The 19,580-nt window shown below is 56.2% G+C and carries 16 protein-coding genes; 11 read left to right on the forward strand and 5 right to left on the reverse strand.

The annotated features are described in order from the left end of the window. The first annotated feature begins 5 nt into the window (after positions 1-5). The 6 genes from Pr1d_RS16440 to Pr1d_RS16465 all read left to right on the forward strand — a co-directional run bounded on the left by Pr1d_RS16440 (position 6) and on the right by Pr1d_RS16465 (position 5,381). Positions 6-476: a hypothetical protein gene (locus tag Pr1d_RS16440; RefSeq protein ID WP_148074543.1), complete on the forward strand. Its 471-nt coding sequence runs from the start codon at positions 6-8 to the stop codon at positions 474-476. Further along, positions 473-2,344 carry a hypothetical protein gene (locus Pr1d_RS16445; protein WP_148074544.1) on the forward strand — a complete coding sequence of 624 codons (1,872 nt, stop codon included), beginning with the start codon at positions 473-475 and terminating at the stop codon, positions 2,342-2,344. Before Pr1d_RS16440 ends, Pr1d_RS16445 begins: the two co-directional genes overlap by 4 nt. Further along, positions 2,341-3,402: an MT-A70 family methyltransferase gene (locus Pr1d_RS16450; RefSeq protein ID WP_238476523.1), complete on the forward strand. Its 1,062-nt coding sequence runs from the start codon at positions 2,341-2,343 to the stop codon at positions 3,400-3,402. Before Pr1d_RS16445 ends, Pr1d_RS16450 begins: the two co-directional genes overlap by 4 nt. Before the next feature lie 44 nt (positions 3,403-3,446). After that, complete coding sequence (locus Pr1d_RS16455) at positions 3,447-3,674, forward strand: helix-turn-helix domain-containing protein (RefSeq protein ID WP_148074545.1); 228 nt, start codon at positions 3,447-3,449, stop codon at positions 3,672-3,674. A gap of 5 nt (positions 3,675-3,679) precedes the next feature. Continuing rightward, positions 3,680-4,981 (forward strand): hypothetical protein, encoded by a 1,302-nt coding sequence (locus Pr1d_RS16460; protein ID WP_148074546.1) that lies wholly within the window; start codon positions 3,680-3,682, stop codon positions 4,979-4,981. A gap of 88 nt (positions 4,982-5,069) precedes the next feature. After that, on the forward strand, positions 5,070-5,381 hold the full coding sequence (locus Pr1d_RS16465; RefSeq protein WP_148074547.1) for a hypothetical protein: 312 nt from the start codon (positions 5,070-5,072) through the stop codon (positions 5,379-5,381). On the opposite strand, the gene Pr1d_RS16470 is transcribed toward Pr1d_RS16465, so the two are convergent. Together Pr1d_RS16470 and mobF are read right to left on the reverse strand one after the other, a co-directional pair. Further along, the gene (locus Pr1d_RS16470) at positions 5,378-5,776 is read right to left on the reverse strand and encodes a hypothetical protein (protein ID WP_148074548.1); all 399 of its coding nucleotides are present in this window, start codon (positions 5,774-5,776) and stop codon (positions 5,378-5,380) included. The two genes, Pr1d_RS16465 and Pr1d_RS16470, sit on opposite strands and share 4 nt — an antisense overlap. After that, positions 5,733-8,420 (reverse strand): MobF family relaxase, encoded by a 2,688-nt coding sequence (gene mobF / locus Pr1d_RS16475; protein ID WP_148074549.1) that lies wholly within the window; start codon positions 8,418-8,420, stop codon positions 5,733-5,735. The genes Pr1d_RS16470 and mobF overlap by 44 nt, the downstream gene beginning before the upstream one ends. A 415-nt stretch (positions 8,421-8,835) precedes the next feature. On the opposite strand from mobF, the gene Pr1d_RS16480 reads away from it, so the two are divergent. From Pr1d_RS16480 to Pr1d_RS16505, 5 genes are all read left to right on the forward strand, one after another. Next, a complete protein-coding gene (locus Pr1d_RS16480; protein WP_148074550.1) occupies positions 8,836-9,168 on the forward strand; it encodes a DUF7249 family protein in 333 nt (110 codons plus the stop codon). Positions 9,169-9,437: 269 nt separating this feature from the next. Beyond that, positions 9,438-11,117 (forward strand): type IV secretory system conjugative DNA transfer family protein, encoded by a 1,680-nt coding sequence (locus tag Pr1d_RS16490; RefSeq protein WP_148074552.1) that lies wholly within the window; start codon positions 9,438-9,440, stop codon positions 11,115-11,117. 61 nt (positions 11,118-11,178) lie between these two features. Continuing rightward, positions 11,179-12,345, forward strand: coding sequence for a hypothetical protein (locus Pr1d_RS16495; protein WP_148074553.1), 1,167 nt, complete (start codon positions 11,179-11,181; stop codon positions 12,343-12,345). Positions 12,346-13,211: 866 nt separating this feature from the next. Beyond that, positions 13,212-13,766, forward strand: a complete 555-nt coding sequence (locus tag Pr1d_RS16500; protein WP_168205285.1) for a carboxypeptidase-like regulatory domain-containing protein — start codon at positions 13,212-13,214, stop codon at positions 13,764-13,766. A 276-nt stretch (positions 13,767-14,042) separates the two neighbouring features. Continuing rightward, positions 14,043-14,342, forward strand: coding sequence for a hypothetical protein (locus tag Pr1d_RS16505; protein ID WP_148074555.1), 300 nt, complete (start codon positions 14,043-14,045; stop codon positions 14,340-14,342). Between the two features lie 55 nt (positions 14,343-14,397). Here the strand turns inward: Pr1d_RS16505 and Pr1d_RS16510 are convergent, their stop codons facing one another. Genes Pr1d_RS16510 through Pr1d_RS16520 form a run of 3 tightly spaced genes read right to left on the reverse strand, consistent with a single transcriptional unit; the run spans position 14,398 to position 19,525 of the window. Beyond that, positions 14,398-16,257, reverse strand: a complete 1,860-nt coding sequence (locus tag Pr1d_RS16510; protein ID WP_148074556.1) for a polysaccharide biosynthesis protein — start codon at positions 16,255-16,257, stop codon at positions 14,398-14,400. Between the two features lie 15 nt (positions 16,258-16,272). After that, entirely contained in the window at positions 16,273-17,172 is a 900-nt protein-coding gene (locus Pr1d_RS16515) for a hypothetical protein (RefSeq protein WP_148074557.1), read from the reverse strand. Between the two features lie 25 nt (positions 17,173-17,197). Then, positions 17,198-19,525: a polysaccharide biosynthesis tyrosine autokinase gene (locus Pr1d_RS16520; RefSeq protein WP_168205287.1), complete on the reverse strand. Its 2,328-nt coding sequence runs from the start codon at positions 19,523-19,525 to the stop codon at positions 17,198-17,200. Between the last annotated feature and the right edge of the window lie 55 nt (positions 19,526-19,580).

Consider the following 19,580-nt stretch of genomic DNA (forward strand, 5'->3'; position numbering starts at 1 on the left):
TTTGTATGTCTCCAGTAACCAAGTGTTATCCAGGGAAGCTCGTGATGTCCGTTGCGGTCTTCCTATTCGCCCTGCTCATGATTTTGTGGTCCCACTTCACAGCGGTGAGGACTCCCGAAGTTGACTCGATCCCCGTGATGCGCAAACCGAGTCTGTTTTACCACCTGGGAAAGCTGTTTGACCCCTTCACGGAGTCGGATCGCCAGCTGCATCGGGAGATGTGGCAGGACAGCTATGAAATCGATGCGTTTCTGGCGGACCCCTATCGGAGTGCTGGGGCGACTGGGAGTTATCCAGTCGCCGGAGCGGGCGTGAATTCTCACGCCGTCGGCAAGCTCAGCGATCAGGAATTGGGGATCTTCCGTGAACAGCTGGCTGTTCGCGCAGGCGACGGCTGGGAAGCCGCGCCGCCTGACATTCGGCGGAAGTATGAACGTCTGTTCGACATGCCGCCATATCCAGGATTGCCACGATGAAAGTCCAGCTTTTCGGGAAAGATTGGTCACTCTCCTGGCGGTCGTTGGGAACAGTTTTCTGGCTGTTCGTGTTCACCGGGTTGATTGCGGGAACTCTCCGGGCGTTGATTGAGCCTCACCTGCGGTATGTGGATCTCGATTGGAGACTCGAGCCGAATCTCCCTAGGGACACATCGACTATCTCACCGCTAGAGAATCTCGCTGCTGGGGAGGAACCGATCCAATCGCCGACGCAAACGGCTGATCCGCTCACCCAATTAATTCAAGGTGCCACCGGACCGGGTCAGGTCGTGCTCCCTAAAATAATTCCCCTTGCTCAGGAACTTGCCTTCTGTCGATTTTATCTAGGCCGGGACTTCACAACTTGTTTTTGTTCGGGTGAACCGTGGTTCCAGGTGGAGTGGGAGGATCGTGCTTACCGCTGCCGAGGCCAGTTCGTCGACCTCACGCAACCTCTCGGTGAATTCACCCACCTGAAACCGCTCGATATTCGCAGGAGTTTACAGGCGAGTGGATCCTTCCAAGGTGGGCCAGCCCCAGGCGTGGCGGGCTATGAGCAACTGAGCGAGGGAAGTTTTCGCTATGCCGTGGGAGAAATCACCAATCCGGTCAGCGGACTCAGTACGCTCTCTTATGCTCGAAAGGGGGATTGGCTGAGTTTTCCCAGCAAATTCGCCGCCCCTGCTGAGAATTCCCACGGACCTTGGTCCATGTACCAGTCTGCCCAACGCTTTCCATGGATAGGGATTGATTACGCCGCCAACTTGAAAGAAGGCACCCTCACGGCCGTGGCACTGACGCACGAGATCGACACCCAACAGTTTCCTCTCGCTTGGCAAGGGCCGCCATCTGCCACAACCTCCGAGTGGCTCGCCGGAGACGCCGCCGGGCGGTTAGCACCGGAGGGTTTCGTCGCGTCTTATACGAATTACCAACATGGATTAGTAGCAGCAGCCTTTCAGCTCCCACAAGATCGGTGCGTCTTGCTTTTGTATTCTGCTCATGCTGGCAACGTCTTGGCGGTCAATCCCCTCCCTTTCGGAGCGCAGGCGACAGCGGGAAGGTCGCTCAGCCGCTTGCAATTCTCACCCAACGGTTGGCTGTTAGCGGCGTACGACCAGGCTGGTGAGCTCTATTTCTTTCACACCAAAACTCTAAAGCTTTTGCGTCACTATCCCCAAACGGATGGTCGAGAGAATCGTCACAAGACGGTGCGCCTGGCGTTCAATTCACGGGGGGACCGCTTAATTGCCCCCAGTAAGGGGGGCGACTTGATCGAAGTCGATTTTTTCGCAAATCGCCTCCAACGCTTAGGCTGTAAATTTCCTGTGAGTGCCTTTGCGTACGCGACCAGTTATGACCAGGTCGATACCCTCATGACCGTATCGGCAGAGAGTGGTTGGCTGGTAAAATATCGACTCGATCAGGGGACGGCAGCCAGAGAAGCCAAGTTCCTGTTGGCAGGCCTTTACCCCAAGGCAAGGTATCTTAATTTCTCTGAGGATGGGTCTCAGCTTTGCGGGATCGTCAGTGAGGCGACGGGAGCCTGGCACGAACCCCCCACGGGCAAACCATTGCGAGAAACCGAGTCTCGTCTGCTCGTTTGGGATTTCTCAGGGCCTGACTGGTTGGATCCGGTGCCCCGCTCGCCTCAATTCTGGCCCCTCCAGAACGGCGGGTTCGTCTCTGGAAATTTTGTGCAACTGGTGACCGCAGCAGATGGTTTTCATGTCTGGGTCAACCACCCCGTGCGTGGCTTGATCGATATCCCCTCACGTGAGATTTCTCGCGACACCCTCAACCAGGCGATTCTGTTGAGTTCGGTGGTCCGACCGCTTGAACGTCCCAGGGGAGGGGATTCGCCATGAGAGCTGACTCCGACCACGCCTTGATGCTACTCACCAAAGCGGCCAACGCACTGGATGAAATTGAAGATTTGGGCGAAGTCGTCAAAATCCGTGACCACGCCGAAGCGTTGCGTTCCCTGGGGAAACGCTTCGAGTTAGCAGAAGAAATTGCCCTGCGCGCCAGCACGATCAAAGTCAAAGCGGAGCGAAGACTGGGGGAACTCTTGGCAAAGTTGCCGTTGCATCCAGGGGGGAAGCCTGCTGCAGCAACGACGTCAAACCGGTTGCAACATTCTACAGGTTTGAAGCTGTCTGATCTTGGCATCTCTCGGTCCGATTCCTCGCGTTGGCAGAAGATTGCCCAACTTCCCAAGGCCAAATTCAATGCGTTTGTTCATAGTGAGGTGGAAGCGAACCGACTGCCGACGACCAATGGCGTCTTACGCGAGGCCAAGCGTTATTTGGCAACGGAACGTGTCAAGTCGCTGCCCCAGCAAGAAGGGTATGTGACACAGTTAGCAGAGCTCATCGACGAGAAGCGTACGTTCACCACGATTTATGCGGACCCGCCGTGGCCTTACCGAAACCGCAGCTCTAACGGAGCGGCGAACAACCATTATCCCACCCTGTCAATGGACGACATTCTCGCCGAGCCGGTCAAGGAATTGGTAGGCCCCTCAGGTCATTTGCATTTATGGTGTCCCGCGAGCTTTCTCGAGGAAGGTTTGGCCGTGATCAAAGCATGGGGGTTTGTCTACAAGAGTTACTTCGTGTGGATCAAAGAAACCATCGGCACGGGAAACTACTACCGCCGTGCCGATGAACTGATGCTCTTTGGGAACCGCACCCTCAACAACGATCAAGAAATGTTGCTGCTGGGAACTCGCGGGGGTGAAGGGTTCTTGGATCATACCGTGCGGAGCTGGCAAAAATACCCACGTCGTGAACACAGCCGCAAACCAGACGAAGTGCGCGAGATGGTGGAAAAAGTCAGCCCGGGACCTTATCTGGAGTTGTATTCCCGGTCCCAACCCAAACGTGGCTGGACGCACTACGGCAATCAAATCGTCCGCAGCTAGCCAGCAAGACAATATGAATCGTGTCGAATTGCGAGAGACCTACCATGTTGCTCACCGTCAAACAGGTTCAACAGCGACTCAATGTCTCCCACGCATTGATCTATCGCCTGGTGCAGCAAGGCGAGCTTGCCAGTCACCGCATCGGCTCCTCCATCCGCATTTCGGAGGAGGATCTGCAAGCGTACCTGCAACGCGCCAAGACACACCCTCACCAGCCATACCCACCGAGCGTCAGCCAGGTCGCACTGAAGCATCTCCAGATCCCGAATTGATCCTCATGGAAAAACCGGACGAACGTCGGCGAGTCGAGAGAGGCGATAGGGATCGCATTTGCCAGCGGTCCGCAGAGCGAGAACCCTTGGTCCCGGCGAGCAAAGCGGGGGACCACTACCAGCGGAATGCGGATATCACGGCTGCTGGCCAGGCGATTGTCCAAGTGTTAGCGAGTGAAAAGACGCTGATGGAGGGAGAATCCTGGCCCGCGATGCGGCTGCCTGAGAAACGCACGCTGTTGAATCGGCTTTGTCAGCGGATTGCGAATCAGACCGAGCAACCTCCCCTGCGCGGGGAAATCGGCCCCACGGGCAGATCCAATTCGTACCTGCAATACGGTGGGCCACAAGTCGTGGGGAGAATTTCAGTCGCCTTGAGCAAGAGCCGCGAAGACTTTGGCTCGGAGATCGCACGACTCCATGTGTTTCACTACCAGCAATCCAAACTCCAAGATCCAGCCTATGCCGACAGTCAGGAAGGCCTCGAAGTCTCGAGGGCTGCGTCGGTGGGGGGCAATCTGGGTGACAAAAGAACGTACCTTCTCACCGTGCAAGCGACGCGGATCGGTGGCGATGCCGCACGGGCCATCGCTACGGGTAAACTGATCAAGGCCCCAGTTGCTCCAGCAAAGACGCCTCCAGAACAGCCTGCTAAGAAACGGAGCACCCACCAAGTCCTTCCGCAAAAGAGCATGGAGGACCGCCGTCTTGACATGGTCAACGTCCTCTTTGGTGATCCGCGTATCACCGACCTGAAGCGCTGGGACTCGATGAAACACAAAACTTCTGAGAAGTGGCAACTTTTTGCGGACCTCAACGCAAAGCTCGCCGCGGTGCAAGATCGTGATCCACTCCCTGCCATCCTGGGCAGGCGCAAGACGGCCCTTTACGGCGACCAAGGACATCGTGTCGCGCAGATGGATTATGCGGATACCGCAGATCGTCTCCGCTTCATCACCGCCATCGGTCAACTCAATCTACGACAGTTTCAAGAGCTGGGGAGGGAAGAGCCCGAGCGGTATACCGAGTTAGTGACCCATGCCAAGATCAAGGTCCTGAAGGAGACGGGCGACTTGGAGACGCACGACCTGGGGATGGTCAACTACCGTGAAACCCAATGGAATCAACTCGCTCGGGAGCGCCTTGGCACCACGAGAATCGATGTGGTAACGTCAGAAACATCACTTTTAGCGAGGGAAATTCATAGGGCTTATGGAGAACTCACCAACATCGAAGCCGATCGTCGGCACCAGAAAATACAGCAACTGGAGCAGGCTCGCCAGAGCGCACCATCTTCATCGACCTGAAGAATGCCGACATCTCAAGTTCTACCGGCAGCCGGGGGAGACACTCACCCTGTGGGCTCGTCGAGGTGACTGCGGTTGGGAACGCCTAGTGGTCCGATATGCAGAGGTTCTCACCTACTATCTGAGCGGAGTGCAACTCGAGTTGGTCATGAACCAAGGGGGCATCTTGATCGCAGGCTTCAATATGCCTTCACTCCAATTACTTCTCGAGAAACGTGTGCTACGTTCCCTGCGAGTCGTGGTCGGCGGCGAAATGGCCCAGCTCCAGGATCCAGTTTACAAACAATTCGATCCTCACATCATCACTCACTGCATCGTCCCTCTAGAAATTCTCTTCACGGCCGAAGGGAGTCTGTTTGCAGTTCCTGAGACCACGCTTGATTACGCGGTGCTGAACTAACCCTCCATACAAAGTTCATCGGGCCAGTTGATTTTTCTGACGAGAGTGGTAGCGGCAACTTGGTCCGGGTCAATAAAATCTTCCCCGGCAGTGGTGGGTTGCTCGATCACCCGCACCACTTGCTCTTGGTGGAGGGCTTCGTAGAGTGGCCGGAGCCGGTCCCCCTGGATCCGAATCGCATGTTCTCCCAGGGAAACATAGATCGCATGCTTGTAATGGCGCACCAGGGACAGACGCCCATAGGCTACGGACAAGCTTTGTCCATCTCGTTTTTCAAAACTGATGCGTAAGTTCCGTGAATCACTCGTTTCATAAGCGCCGGTCGTTTGTTTCTCCGACCCCAAGAATCGCTCAAAGACCTGGCTCCCGTGGTTGGGCTTTACGTTTTCGTGCATCGTCGATCTCCCGTGGTAAAGTGGACTGCTGCTCGGCAACGTGCCCTAGATCAGCAGCATTTTTGAATCGCTCGGTTTTCTGTATCTCCTCAGCTAGCTTCTGTTTGTCGTCGGTGAAGATGGTCGCTTCCTGTTTGGCTCGGGAGACGGAGACATAGAATTGTTCGGCGTTGTTGGCCAGGGAACCAGCCTGTTGGGCAATCAATACTTTCTTGGTGGTTTTGCCTTGAGCTGCGTGGCTTGTTTTCACGTAGGCATGATCCCAATGGCCGTAGTCGTGCCTCACCACCCAATCGTTCATCAAGACAATATCCTCCCCGTCAAAACCTTTCACCTCATATTCGCTCCCACTGCGCAGCGCATGCGTTTGGTTTTTGGTTTTACCTTGATGGGTAATGCAAATCGGATCGCCGCGGGCCAGCTTCCTTTCGACCTCGGCATAGACATCGAAACGATCCCCCTGGTCGAGATTCAAGGCACGCGGAGGTTGGCCAGGACGATGCATCCACACATTGCCCCGCGCATCGACACGCTTCACGACGGCTCGGCTGCCGGCCTGGAATCCGTGCATGTTCTGATAGAAGCAGACGACCCGACCTGGTTGGTAAGAACAGGGCAGCTTGCGCTCGGCTTCGGTAAGTTCCACCGATTGCAGACACGCAAAGGTCCGTTCGGTGCCGGATAACCAGCGGGCCTCCCAGAGTTCGGCGCGAATGGCTTCAGTCAGCCTTTCTTTCTCTTGGTGCGTGGGGGAGATGGCCAGCGGTCGAGCATGGATCGAGCTCTGGTTGCCTACCACGGAGCGGCGGAATTCTGCGGCAATCTGCTGATAGGCCTGCTTGGGCTCCAGCTCCTTCACCCAGCCAAGTCGATCGAGGTCGGCGTAGGCACGACTCAATTTCCCCTGGCTGAGGTGATGCACAATCTGCTGGTACTCCCCTTGCTGGCGACGGATCTCGGTGAGTTCCACCGGAGCGATGCCATGGTCCCTGAGCAGCTTGAGCGGACTGCCACGCAAGACCGACGAATGTTGCGTTTCGTCTCCTGTTAAGATCAGGCGGGTGTTTTGCTGCTGGGCCAGTTCAAAGATCTGGCCCATCGTTCGCGTCCCCACCAGCCCGATTTCATCGATCCAGAGCGTGCCATTTTTGAGCTGGGGATGTTGCTGAGTATGAATGAGCAGGCGTTGAATGGTTTGAGCCTGCGGGAACCCCTCTTTTTTGAGCATTTCCGCGGCATCGATGGAAGGAGCGGTCACCAACACTTTTCCTCCTTGGGACTGCTCGATTTCCTGAACCACCTGTTGCATGAGAAACGTTTTACCGCTCCCAGCCACACCACGTAGCACCGAGACTTGATCTTCTGAGGCGAGAATCGCGCGGGCTGCCAGCTGCTGGGAGGGTGAAAGTCTCGTCAGCGAAAAGTGTTCCCCCAGCGAGAAGGGACCATACTTCTCCACCCCCTGACGAGCAAACTCAACGAGTCGTTGTTCTTCAACCAACAGCTCCTTGGTCGTCAGATAGTCGATGCCGTCGATCTGTTTCTTGATATAATCCAGCTTCCCCAGCTGCTCGACGAGCTGCTCTCGGGTGGCCATCCCCTGAGAATGCTTCAGCGCCGTGGCCAGGAGCGCTTTTTCTCGCACGACCGAATCTCGCTCAAAACTATGCTCACGAGCAAACGCAATCGCCTCCTTGGCGTGCTGCTCGCCATGCCTTGCCATCCACGTCTTGCTGCGAGGCGCGCTTTTGGCACGAGCGATGACTTCGAGCTGCGCTGGCGTTAAGCGACTGCGCCAGAGAGGTCGCAAGTCCTGCAGGGTTAGCGATTGGGCTTTCTTCTCGCGCGTCCTGGCGCCTATTTCCGCTTTGCGTGCTGCCGCGGTGATCCCCTGTGCTTGAGCGATCGCTTCGATGTCACGGGTGCGCCGTGAGAAGCTCGCGATCATGGGGTCAGTGACGTGGGCCAGCTCAAATGATTTCCCCCCCTGGGAGGTCCGGGTTCGATATCCGGCTTCTTCCATATTTTGCCGCAGTCGACTGTGGAACAACGCCTCATAGTACGCTCCTTCGCGTTTGACATTCCCAAGCTGGATCGCTTTGCAGTGGTTCTCTATGGCGTCATGCGTGACATTAAAGGTGAAGACATGGGAGTGGATGTGCATGTCGGGAACCCCCCCCACGGGCCTGGCTGTCAGGTGGGTAAATTTGGACCACAGCAAATTGCCCGTCGTCCGGTCGTAGTTCGCCCCCCCCTTTCTCACCCGAGTTTGGACGTCCGCTTCCAGCTGACCCATGGCATAATCGACCGCCTCCTCAAAACCTGCCAAAATCTCCGGATCTTGCGCGATGCCATACTGCAAGGAAAGGCTCTTGGGGGGATGATAGTTGATGTCGTACCCCACGCGTCGATTGCTAAGGGTTTTCGGAGTCAGCGGTTTGCCTGTGACCGGGTGGCGGTTCTCACAGAGCTGGAAGAACTCTTTTTGTGCGACGGCACCTGCTAAACCCAGCGCAGCGGCGAGCTTGCCTCCCCAGACTCCTGCCAGTTCCTGTCCTTCCAGGTAATAATCCCCCCGGTCGAGGCTCTCGGTAAAGTAGTCCTTGGCGCGTTGGATTCCGGCGGCGGGTGTGATGCGTAGCATGGTGTGGGGCTGGGATTGGTGAGGCGTGAAACGCTGGTCGGTTGTGGGCGAAGCCCATCAACGGGGAGACGTCTGAGGCTTTTTTGAGTTGGTGAATCGATTATAGAAAGTCCCATTTCACAAAATGGATGCGCACGCCGTTGTGGAGAGTCACAAAATGGTGATGACTGTCTTGCGACCAGATCGATAGCACTTGTGAGAATTGGAAGCTCAACGGATAGAGCAAGTGTAAGTCAGCGCTGCGATCACAAGAGATCAACTGCGTAGAGAGTCAGCGGACCAACATGGAGCATGGGAAAATAATGGGAATGGCTATTCTGATGGGAAGCACAAGCCTTGCCTATATAGTGTTTATACCCTATACTCTACAAGAGAGCCAGGCAATGAAGCTTGGCAGGATATTTTGCAGAGGACTATGGAAAACGAAGAAAAATATGAAGGGTGGGAAAATCGTGAAACCTGGCTGGTAAATCTTCATTTGGAAAACGAAGCGTCAAGCTATCGCTACTGGCGAGAGCAAGCCGAGCAAAGTCGTAGCTCCGCAGCGAAAACGGACCAGGTACATGCTAAGATCTGGACGGAAGCTCAAGCCGCTCTCTTTACGCTGGCCGATCAAATGCGGGAACAGGTGACCGAGGCGATTGCCGTCGAGAGTCCCTCTCTTGTTGGTGATCTGATCGCTACGGCGTTGAGCCGTGTGGAGTGGCGAGAGATTGCCGAGCATTGGCTGGAGAAGGATGCGACATGACGCTGAAGCGACTTGGTGACTCACCGCCACGGAGCCTGGCAGAGCCTCTCCGAAGCTCGGTCTCTGCCAGCGCCCTGAGCGTGAATCGGATAGCTAAACTAAGCAACGTGGATCAATCGACCCTCAATAAATTTATGAACGGCATTCGGGCCAATCTGCGGCTCGATGTGGCCGACCGTCTCTTTCGACGACTTGGCCTGAGGGTTCTCCACAAAAAACAAGTGCCACAGAAGTAGCTCCTTTGTAATTCCCTAACGAAAGGTCCAACCATGAAAAGGCTCTTAGCAGACTGGCTCAAGGAGCCGGTTTATCACTTGTCGCGACACAACTGCCTCACGGTCGGTGACTGTGTGGAGGGCATTTCGATCATCGGAGCCACGGGTAGTGGCAAAACCAGTAGCAGCGGGCGCGCGATCGCCGTCCAAATGCTCAGAAAAGGTTTCGGGGGCTTGGTGCTCACGGCGAAGGCGGATGACCTCGATACCTGGCTTGGCTACTTTCGCGAAGCGGCCCGCGATCCTCAGTTTGATCCCGACTACCAGGGCGACCCTGCGCACTATGATCCCCTCCAGAGCGGCAAACTGGTCGTGGTGGGCACCAAGACCCTCTATAAGTTCAACCCCATCGATTACGAGTTTCGTCTCGCGGTCGATGATGCGGCGGCAACGGCTAGCTCCCGGCTGGTCAGTTTATTCATGTCTGCTTTAGGGTCTGGGGATGGGCGAGGTGCCGGCACGGACCCTTTTTGGGCAGACGCCTTGAGAGAGTTGATTGCTCACGCCGTCGACCTGGCGCTGTTCGCGCAAGCGACGGTTTCAACGCAGGGGAAACTGTTGCTGCCGACCACGCCCCCTTCACTGCAACAACTGCAAGACATCATTCGCAGTGGTCCTCAGTCTCCCGAGGAAGCGCGCAGTCAGCGCTGGCAAGATTCCGACGCGCTCTGCCCCTGTTTTTTACGCGCTGCCTACCAGAATTTCTCGGCCGCCCAAGCCGGCCACGTTCCACGACAAGAGGAGCTGTTGGGAGATCTCCAGGATACCTTTCAATTTTGGCTTAAAGGCTTTCCTGGCTTGGCTGAGCGCACCCGATCGGTGGTGGTTTCTTCGTTCACTGCCAAGGCCAGCGGGTTGTTACGCGCCCCCCTGCGATCGCTGCTTTGCAGCGAAGGGGAGGAGGCTTGCCATCCCGACGCAACCCCTGCAGCGACGTTTCATGGACAAGTCGTCTTGATCAACCTCCCCGTGAAGAGCTTTGGGGAGGTGGGAGCATTCGCACAGAAGCTCATCAAGACGGTGTGGCAACATGCGACCGAATCGAATCTGCGTCGAGTGGACCAGCCGTGCTATCCTGTCTTTTTGTGGGCGGACGAAGCGCAGCATTTCCTCACCCCCGAGGACGTCCTGTACCAATGCACCGCACGTTCCAAACTCGCTTCGACCGTTTATCTCAGTCAAAACCTGCCCAATTACCATGCCCAACTCGGGTTGCATAGCAGCTCGGCGACAGATGCTCTGCTGGGAAGCTTGAACGTCAAGATCTTCCACTGCAACGGAGAGCCGACGACCAACGAGTGGGCTGAACGGATTTTCGGCACCGAAGAAAGCGAAGAACCACAAAAAACGGAAACGGATTCTCACATGGGAAACTCTGGCGGTTCGACGTCACGCACCAAAGTCTGGCGACGGATTCCCTATGTCCCTGCGTACTTGTTTTCAGAATTGCATCGTGGGGGTCGACCGATGGGTCGGAGTGAAGCGTATCTCTTCATGGCTGGCAAATCGTGGAAGAGCTGTCGCAGATGCGATGAACAGCTAACACACAAGGTCGTTACCCAAGTCATGTCCGGCCGGGGCGTCAAACATCTCTTTTTGCAGTATGGCGATCGCCAGCACTGCCAACCAGGGAAAGAGGATTGCTGTGCGGTTTGCGTTTCCCAGACACCCTAGGGATGTCGAGCAACGATGGTCCCCCCTGAGTTCCACCTTGGCCTGGAGCAGGTATCAATGCTTGGCAAGGGAAGTCTTGCGCACCTGCACCTCGGTGCTCTGGTTAGCCGCCTTGGTGTACTATCTCAAGTTTTCGCTCCGGTTAGCAGAGGGTCCGATTCTCTATTCGGCTTACCTGGTGCTAGGGAGCGCCTGCCTGTTGATGTTCCCGTACTTGTGGGTGGCCTACCGCTGCTTGATCGGAGTTGGCGGGCACCGTGTCGGTCCCCTCGCCATGCTGCTGGGGGGTCACAGTCGGTGGCGAAAAGATTGGGTCGAGCAAGTGGCCGAGCCGAACGAACGCTTGGCAGAGCTCGTGCATGTCACTTCGGGAGAACTGCAGCGGATCGACACGAACATGAAACAACAGCGTTTGCGAGGGGAGGAGTTAGCCATCGCCACCGCTGAGCGAATGAAACTCCTCTTCCAACTGGATGAAGCAATTCCCAGTCAGTGGCGTCACGAGGCGATGTTTGTGGGCAAACCTCATGATGATCGTACCCAAGCGTTTGCCAGCGATCAGATTGAGCGGGATGTTCGTCTCTGCTTGGCCAGCGTGGTCCTCCAGGTATTTACCGTCTTTGATCATGTCCTGGCTTATCGAACCGGGTCGACGAGTCTGGTCCTGCTGTTGGATCGGAGATTCACAGGACATGAAACCAAAGTCCGTGCTGCCATTTCGTTGGACAAGCTGGGAGGGAGCTATCAATGGTGTTTTGAAATCTTTTCGGCCTACTTTTTTCTGCCAGGCTTTGTCAATAGCCAGGCCGGATTGATCCCTGCCGAAGGAGATTTGGAAAACGTCAAACAGGATCTCTTGGGGAGTCCCTGGTCTGCGCCTTTTCGGGTGGGCATCTTCTCACTGCTGAACCCTCTGAATCTGTTTCGCGTCTTGAATCTCGTTTTTCAAGGCTTAGGATGTCGTGAGGAAGCGGCCGCACGGCATTCCTCGCTCCCTTATTTCCGTAACAATTATCTGGGTTCCGGAGATTTCACCGACCTCTGCTTGATCAACAAGATGCGATCGACGGCCATGGCTCAGGGTGAGCACTACCACGGCAATAAGATCGCAGTCCCTACCGAGCGTATGGAACAGGCAACCGAGCAGCTCACCCTCACGCTTCAGCAGGAAATCCAGAAAGCAATCCGAGACACCTTGGAGATGGCAGCCCACCTCAATGCGGTCTAGAAGAGCATGTGCGGCTCATCGATTTTTTCCACCTTAAACGTCGTTGCCATCTGCCGCACCAAGACGATCCAAGACGCTCCAACCATCCGAAAAGAGCGACCGCTTGAACCTTTCCAGGGCCGCTGGAGAATAATCGCCATTCTCGCGCTGAGACCTTGGTATCCCTAGCCGTTCACTCGCCAGTGAATCCGATCCGATGGCAGCCAAAAAGAGTGGGCAGTTACTTCACCGGAGAAGCTCCCTTGGCAGGAATCCCACCCCGCTGGTACGCGAAGGACCAAGCCACCTGCCCCCGTTCAGGCTCGCCATCTTTTCTGGTCGGAGGACTCCCAGAGGGGAACGGCAGACTGCAGTGACACGAAAGTCAAGCGTCGGCTGGCATACCTAGCCGGTCGGATTCCGCCTGCCGTTTCATCGCTCAACGGCGTCACGGGAGTTTGTAAGGAATCCGCCGGGCGTGCTGTCTCGGCGTTTGTGAGAGAAAAATCCTGACCTGGAAAGCCAGTTCACCACGCATGGCAGGGCCTGGTCGAAGCAGACCCGGGCTGGCTCAACCTTGCTGATTGGGGTGACTTGGCAGATTACTCGCTCGTTGCGCTCTGGGTTCTCTTGCACTCCCTTAGTGGTCATTCTGCCAGCAGAAGTAACACTTATTCGCTTTATTCTGTATTTGAGAATTGTCAGTCCAGAGTGTCGCTCAGCAGAGACGATACGCTTCAAGAGCAGTCTCATTCGGTCGTAAGCAATGCGAGTGGACATCATGCTAGTTGAGAGATTGCAGTGTGTTGGAGATTTCAGCGGCGAAAGTCTGCCTCGTTCGAACGAGAAAAGTTTTTGCCGAGCAATTCTGGCCATGAATGGTAACTATGAAGACCAAAGCTATTCGATGGATGGTTGTCGCAATTTGGACGACTGGTTTCATGCTGTCGCCCTTTGTCCAGGCAGAAGGGATCCCTCTACGAACACTCGATATCTCCTTGCAAACTGGCGGGGTGTTGTCGGGAAAAGTGGTCACAGCGGCAGGCAACGTGCAACCAGGTCTCCCTGTGGTGGTACGGGCAGGCGGAGAGGAGCTCGCCACGACCAAGACCGATCCGTCGGGAAATTTTCAAGTCGCTGGACTCAAGGGGGGAGTCGTTGAAGTTGCTGCCGCTGGCACCCAAGGCAACTGCCGACTCTGGGCCCCAGGAACGGCCCCGCCAGCTGCACAGCCAGGCTTGTTGGTAGTTTCGCAGGATCAGGTCGTGCGTGGCCAGAACTGTGGTTCCCGAGTGGGTTGCGGGACGGGAGTTTTCGGTGGCCAAGGCGGCGGTGTGTTGGGCTTCATGCTTGATCATCCGCTGGTTACCGCCGGTGTGATCGGTACAGCGATTGCCATACCGCTAGCACTGGATGACAACGATTCGCCAGCAACTCCGTAATGGAGAAACAGACGAGCATTTGGCGAGAAATGAAGACTTGAACAGAGAGGTTTCGACCTGTTGACTCGGCGGGGTTTCCCTTCTCGCCATGGGGGCAAATCACTGAGATTTACCCCATCTAGCTGCGGTGGCAGTCCGTTTCTTACGACATGATTGACCAGGCAGTGAGACGAGTCCCATGGCTGGTCGGCCAGCTCCGGCGAACTAGGGGTAGCAAGGGATTGTGACCGATATCATTCATTGGTTTCAAATCCTTGCCGAGGAAAGTCTCCTGGGTTGGCGCTTCGATGTTCATCGCTCAACCACAATTCCTGGTCGCTATCGATGGTCGAGAGCGTAGGATTGACAGGGAGCAACTTGCAAGCTCGTGGTGTCACTCGCGTGACGAGCCACAGCGGATTGCTGGCTCAACTCCTGGTGGAAACTCGGACGGGAATCCGCCTCGGTGCTGCCCCTAGCTGGGTCTGCTCCGGGCAGCGAAATCGCTCGATCTTGTGGGCAACTCGGGCGGGCGTCTGCTCAGGGTTTTCCGTGATTGACTTGGCCCTGTCGCGCGAGGCGCACAAAGGGTTGTGAGGGAGGCGATAGGGAGACGAAACGAGGGCGCGACCGGCAGTCACGGTTATGGGAGTCATGCGGCGCGGCGTACGCTGGGCTGTGATTCGGTCGGAGGCAGCACGGGGATTACTTCGGCCAAGGCCTGGAGGACGATTTCGTTGGGTTCGTCGAGGATCTCACTGAGTTGGCGGATGTCGTTCAGAACTGCGATCAATTGACGTGGCCGACCGACGGCGGTCATGATCTTGTCGTGACCGGTGGGAAGGTGCTGTTCATCGGCACCATAAAGTTCTTCATAGAGTTTCTCGCCTGGGCGGAGGCCAGTCACTACAATTTCGATGTCTTCGTCGACGCGTAGTCCCGAAAGGCGAATCATGTCGCGGGCCAGATCCATGATGCGGACCGGTTCCCCCATGTCGAGCACAAAGATTTCGCCCCCGCGCCCCATCGCGCCCGCTTGGATCACCAATTGGGCCGCTTCGGGAATCAACATGAAATAGCGAATCATGTCGGGATGGGTGACCGTGACGGGTCCCCCACGGGCAATCTGTTCGCGGAAGATGGGGACCACGCTGCCGGCCGAGTCGAGCACGTTCCCGAAGCGAACGGTGACCAACCGGCAGGGAGACGTGTCGGCCTTGGCTTCGATATATTGTTCGGCCAATCGCTTGCAGGAACCCATCACGCTGGTGGGATTGACTGCCTTGTCGGTGGAGATCATGACCAGACTTTCTGCCTTGAATTCTTCGGCAAGGTCGACCATGTTCTTTGTGGCCAGCACGATGTTCTTGATTGCTTCCCCCGCGTGTGCTTCCATGAGAGGGACATGCTTGTAGGCAGCGGCATGAAAGACAATCTGGGGACGATACTTTTCGAACACCGAATGCATTCGCCCTGCATCCGTCAAATCGGCCATGGCCACTTCGACCGCTAGATGGGGAGCCAGTTGCCCGAGTTCGCGTTCGAGGAAGAACTGACCCGTCTCCGAGCGGTCGACAATCACGATCTTTGCTGGAGCGAGCTCTACCAGTTGTCGGCATATCTCTGAGCCAATACTTCCGGCACTACCCGACACCAGAACGACCTTGCCAGTGAGCCAGTCGCGAATTGGCATCTCATCGAGTTGCACCGAAGGACGCTGCAGCAGGTCGGCAATGGCAACCGAGCGCGGATTGACGTCGACCGTCTCGCCAACCAATTGCTCATAACTAGGGAGTACCTTGACGCGAAAATTCTCGCGGCTTGCTAGTTCGACCAGTCGACGCACATCCTTGCCTGGAAGCGTTCCGCTCGTGATGAGGACCTCTTGAATGTGATGTTGGAGAACAAGCGTGGGAAGGTTTGTTTGGGTTCCAAGCACGGGAACTCCAGCGATTCGTCGCCCCCAGTACTCGGTCCGATCGTCCAAGAAGCCGACGACGCGGTACGGCATCGTTGGATTGGATCGCAGTGAGCGTAACAGCGCTTCGCCAGCATCATTGGCACCAATGATTAGTGCAGGGCAACCATTTTGCTCCGAAAGTCGATGCCAATAGCCGTCGCGGACCAAACGCGGAGCAATCCGAACAGCGGCAAGCAGCAAAATCGTCGTTCCCCAGTCGAGCACCACGACGCTTCGCGGGATGACGACCTCGGTAAACAACATGGCATCAACCAGCAGGATGGCAACCGAGCTTATCGTGACCGAGCGGACCAAGGAGAGCATGTCCTGAAACGTCACATAGCGCGCACAATGCAGATGAATCCGAGCATGGAGAAGCGTTGCGACTTTCACCAGCATCACCCAGAGAACGCTGTAGGCAAACGTAAACTGGGCCGATTCAGGAAGCGCTCCATCGAATCGTACGAGAAATGCTAGATAGTAGGCTGCCAAACAGGGCACTGCGAGCAGCGCTGTGACAACGAGCAGTTTCTTCATTTTTTCAAGTTGCATGGTAAGATCAACGAATCAAAGTTGGAGTGGAGCGGGCCAATTGCAGCAGTCTGCTGCGAGTGGCGTTTTTAAGTCACGGCGGACCGCAGAATGGTTGGGGAGGTGTTGGTTGCACCATTGCAGATGCGGTTCGGCGGCAGGGAATTGCTGAATCGCTAGAAGCGACTTGCCCAAGGCATCGCGGATGTCCTGGGTGGCAAAATCATCAAGCCGATTGCTGACTTCTGCATACTTTCCGCTGAGGGATAAGGCTGCCATCGCCAAGACCATCAGGGTACCGCCCACGGTCCAATGATGGAAGTTGAGTAACCCGGCGCGAGCGTAAATGGTGGTTGCCACCCCAAGGACAGTCGCCATCGCCAGGAGCCCTCCCCGAGAGAGAAAAGCCAGAATTGTGCAAGCGACTGGCACGATGGCCGCGGCGAGCAGCCAAGCAAAGAACGAAGAAGCGATCTGGTGGGACTGCCAACGCCGTTTGGATTGATGGGAATTCGAGTGGCCTAAGGATGGCTGTTGCTTCTGGGGTTGACTAGCGACCATCACCCAGGTCAGCAGCTTACAAGTTCGGGTCGATAGCGTAGATAGCCACTCGGCAGGAAATGGCACCAGCTGTAAGACAACCACCAGCATTGCCGCGAGGGGCACGATCCAAGCGGGAAAGGAAGTCCAGGGGACGTTGCCTGAGAGCAGTTGTCGAGCGAACCAGGCGAGGGTGGTTAGGACGCAGAGAGCGACGATGACCAATCGCCCCAGAGGATTTCTTCCGCCATACATATACGGTGCGACAAAGATGATGGTCCCCAATCCCAGGTCAACAGTCTGCATGAGCGCAGCGGAAATCGACGATTCGCAGTCCACTACTCGCGAAGTTCGAGACTGCGTGCGGGTTTGAGGTGATTTCCCTATCGACATCATATCCTTGTTCTCAAAGCGTCTTGGCTCAAGCCGCCCTACGAGGTCGGATCGGTTCCGTGGGGCCTTGTTTGCGGCGCGGAGTCCTACTCCGCTTGGTCGCTGGATCCGGGATCGATTCTTGAGGTTCGTCGGCGTCGGAGACTTCCTCTTCGAACGCTTCCTCGTCGTTTCCATAGTCGGATCCATAGTCGGATCCATAGCCGTATCCATACCCATAGCCTCCGTAGCCGTAGGATTGCGATTCGTCGGACAAGGCATTGGCGACGACACCCAACACATTGCATCCCACGGATTGGAAGCTCTCAAAGGCCCGAATCACGCTGCGGCGATGATTCTTTTCGGGACGCACGACCAAGATCGCTCCATCGACTAATTGGCCGACGACCTGGGCGTCGCTCACCGCCAGCACTGGCGGGCAATCCACAATCACCCGGTCATACTGGGAGTCGGCCCACGCCAGCAGTTCCACAAATTCGTGGCTGCTTAATAGTTCGGCTGGGTTAGGACGCCGCAAACCAACCGGCAGGACATCGAGTCCTGGCACTTCGGTTGCTACCACCATGCTGGGCGCGGATTCAGCAGGGGAGAGCCCGCTGGTCAGCACGTCAGCCAGGCCTGGCCGACCTCTGAGTTGGAGTAGGGAGGTAAAGCCAGGCTTGCGTAGATCCGCGTCGATCACCAAGGTGCGTTTGCCTGCCTGCGCCATGGCGACTGAGAGGTTCACTGAGATGGTTGTCTTGCCGTCGCCCGGTTCCGAGCTGGAAATCAGCAGCCGCCCGCAAGCGACTCCCGAGAGAGAAATTGCTGTCCGCAGGGTGCGGAAGGCCTCGGTCTCTACCGCATGCGGAAGCGTATGGGTATGGACGGTCTCCATTCCCTCTCCGGGGAGCGGAGTCAAGTTGCGAACCATGGCCAGCACGGGAACCCCCAATTGTGCCGTCAACTCTTCCGGTGAAGAGAAACGGTCGTCGAGCACATCTTGAACATAGACGATGACCGCCCCAACAGCCGTTCCACTCGCCAGACAGAAAAACACCAAGAATCGAATCTGAGGCGAAACAGGCACGCGATCGGGGACCGGCTCGCGTACGACAGTCGCTTGAATCGGCGCTTGCATCTGCCGCATATTGACAGTCGAAATCTTTTCAAACAGCAGATCGTATTGGGCTTCAAGTCGTGTCACTTCACGCTCCAACATGCGGAGCTGCACCAGGTCTCCACTATGCTTGGCAGCTTCCTGGCGAGCCTCTTCGAACGAGGCGGACATCTGTTGCTCTTTCTGCCAGGCTTGCTGAACCGATTGTTCCAACATCCGCTTCACCACCGGGCCGAGGTGACTCTCGGCCATGCCATTCGAGGGATTCCCTAAATTGGCGCGATAATCTCGCACATACTGCTGAGAGTTGGCGATCCTGTTTTGGAGATCCAGGATGCGAGGATGGTTGGGACCATAAAACTTCGACAGCGAGCTCAGCTCAGCTTGCGACGCGAGTATCTGTTTCTGTTGCTCCTCGATCACATTCAAATCTTCGGAACTTAGCCCTAGCGAAGAGAGCATCATTTGCCGACCAACGGACTCTTCCATCGCGACAAGATATTGATGGATGTTCTCGCCGCGATCCAAGGCACCTTCCACAGACAGCAGTGTCGCCTGCAGTTCCAGGCGCCTCTGCTGTTCGTCCATCAAGGCGTCGTTCAGTCGCAGGGCACGTTGAATGGTTGGTTCGACCGCACTGTCGTCCTGACTGACCGCCAGGTGGCCTACCGCTTGGCTAAAGGATTGAAGCTCGTTTTGCTTCTCGGTGAGTTTGGCTTCCAACTCGGCACCCTTCTGCAGAAGACTGTGGAGAGCATCGACGGCCGTCCCTCGATCCTTCTCCTGGACAAATTGCAGGTAGGAATGGATGATCGCTCGGACGACCGCAGCCGCGGCATCGGGACTCTTGGAGCGAAAAGAGACATTGATGAAATTGGTTTTTCGAGTGACTCGGGCGCTGAGATTCTCTGAGAGTTTCTCGACCCACTTGTGAGTCGGCTCTCCCACCAAATCGATACGGTGTTTGGGGGGCAGCCGCTTGATCGCGTTTTGCAGTACGATGGGCGAAGCAATCAGTTTCTGATGGGTGGCCATCGTGTCTTCGGAACTCTCATGATCGCCAACGGTGGCTAGCTGATCTTGTTTTTGCTGGATAATCAAGAGTTCTGCTGTGGAAGCGTATTTTCTGGTGGCAAGCAGGTAGTAAGTCATGCCGAGCAACCCGCTGATCACGACCGAGGTGATCACCACTTGTTTACGACGGCGAACCAGGCTCAGAAACCTCGCGATGGCCGATACCGCATCGACCGCTGGCATGAACGCGTCTTCCCTCAGGTTGTGTTTGCAATCCGTATTCGTCATATTTCGCACG

It is taken from the genome of Bythopirellula goksoeyrii, assembly GCF_008065115.1.
Taxonomy (GTDB): Bacteria; Planctomycetota; Planctomycetia; order Pirellulales; family Lacipirellulaceae; genus Bythopirellula; species Bythopirellula goksoeyrii.

Coding starts and splice junctions, on each gene's coding strand:
- Pr1d_RS16455 (WP_148074545.1), top strand. CDS start 3,447: ATGTTGCTCACCGTCAAACAGGTTCAACAGCGACTCAATGTCTCCCAC.
- Pr1d_RS16460 (WP_148074546.1), top strand. CDS start 3,680: ATGGAAAAACCGGACGAACGTCGGCGAGTCGAGAGAGGCGATAGGGAT.
- Pr1d_RS16480 (WP_148074550.1), top strand. CDS start 8,836: ATGGAAAACGAAGAAAAATATGAAGGGTGGGAAAATCGTGAAACCTGG.
- Pr1d_RS16490 (WP_148074552.1), top strand. CDS start 9,438: ATGAAAAGGCTCTTAGCAGACTGGCTCAAGGAGCCGGTTTATCACTTG.
- Pr1d_RS16450 (WP_238476523.1), top strand. CDS start 2,341: ATGAGAGCTGACTCCGACCACGCCTTGATGCTACTCACCAAAGCGGCC.
- Pr1d_RS16440 (WP_148074543.1), top strand. CDS start 6: ATGTCTCCAGTAACCAAGTGTTATCCAGGGAAGCTCGTGATGTCCGTT.
- Pr1d_RS16500 (WP_168205285.1), top strand. CDS start 13,212: ATGAAGACCAAAGCTATTCGATGGATGGTTGTCGCAATTTGGACGACT.
- Pr1d_RS16470 (WP_148074548.1), bottom strand. CDS start 5,776: ATGCACGAAAACGTAAAGCCCAACCACGGGAGCCAGGTCTTTGAGCGA.
- Pr1d_RS16510 (WP_148074556.1), bottom strand. CDS start 16,257: ATGCAACTTGAAAAAATGAAGAAACTGCTCGTTGTCACAGCGCTGCTC.
- Pr1d_RS16445 (WP_148074544.1), top strand. CDS start 473: ATGAAAGTCCAGCTTTTCGGGAAAGATTGGTCACTCTCCTGGCGGTCG.
- mobF (WP_148074549.1), bottom strand. CDS start 8,420: ATGCTACGCATCACACCCGCCGCCGGAATCCAACGCGCCAAGGACTAC.
- Pr1d_RS16520 (WP_168205287.1), bottom strand. CDS start 19,525: ATGCCAGCGGTCGATGCGGTATCGGCCATCGCGAGGTTTCTGAGCCTG.
- Pr1d_RS16515 (WP_148074557.1), bottom strand. CDS start 17,172: ATGATGTCGATAGGGAAATCACCTCAAACCCGCACGCAGTCTCGAACT.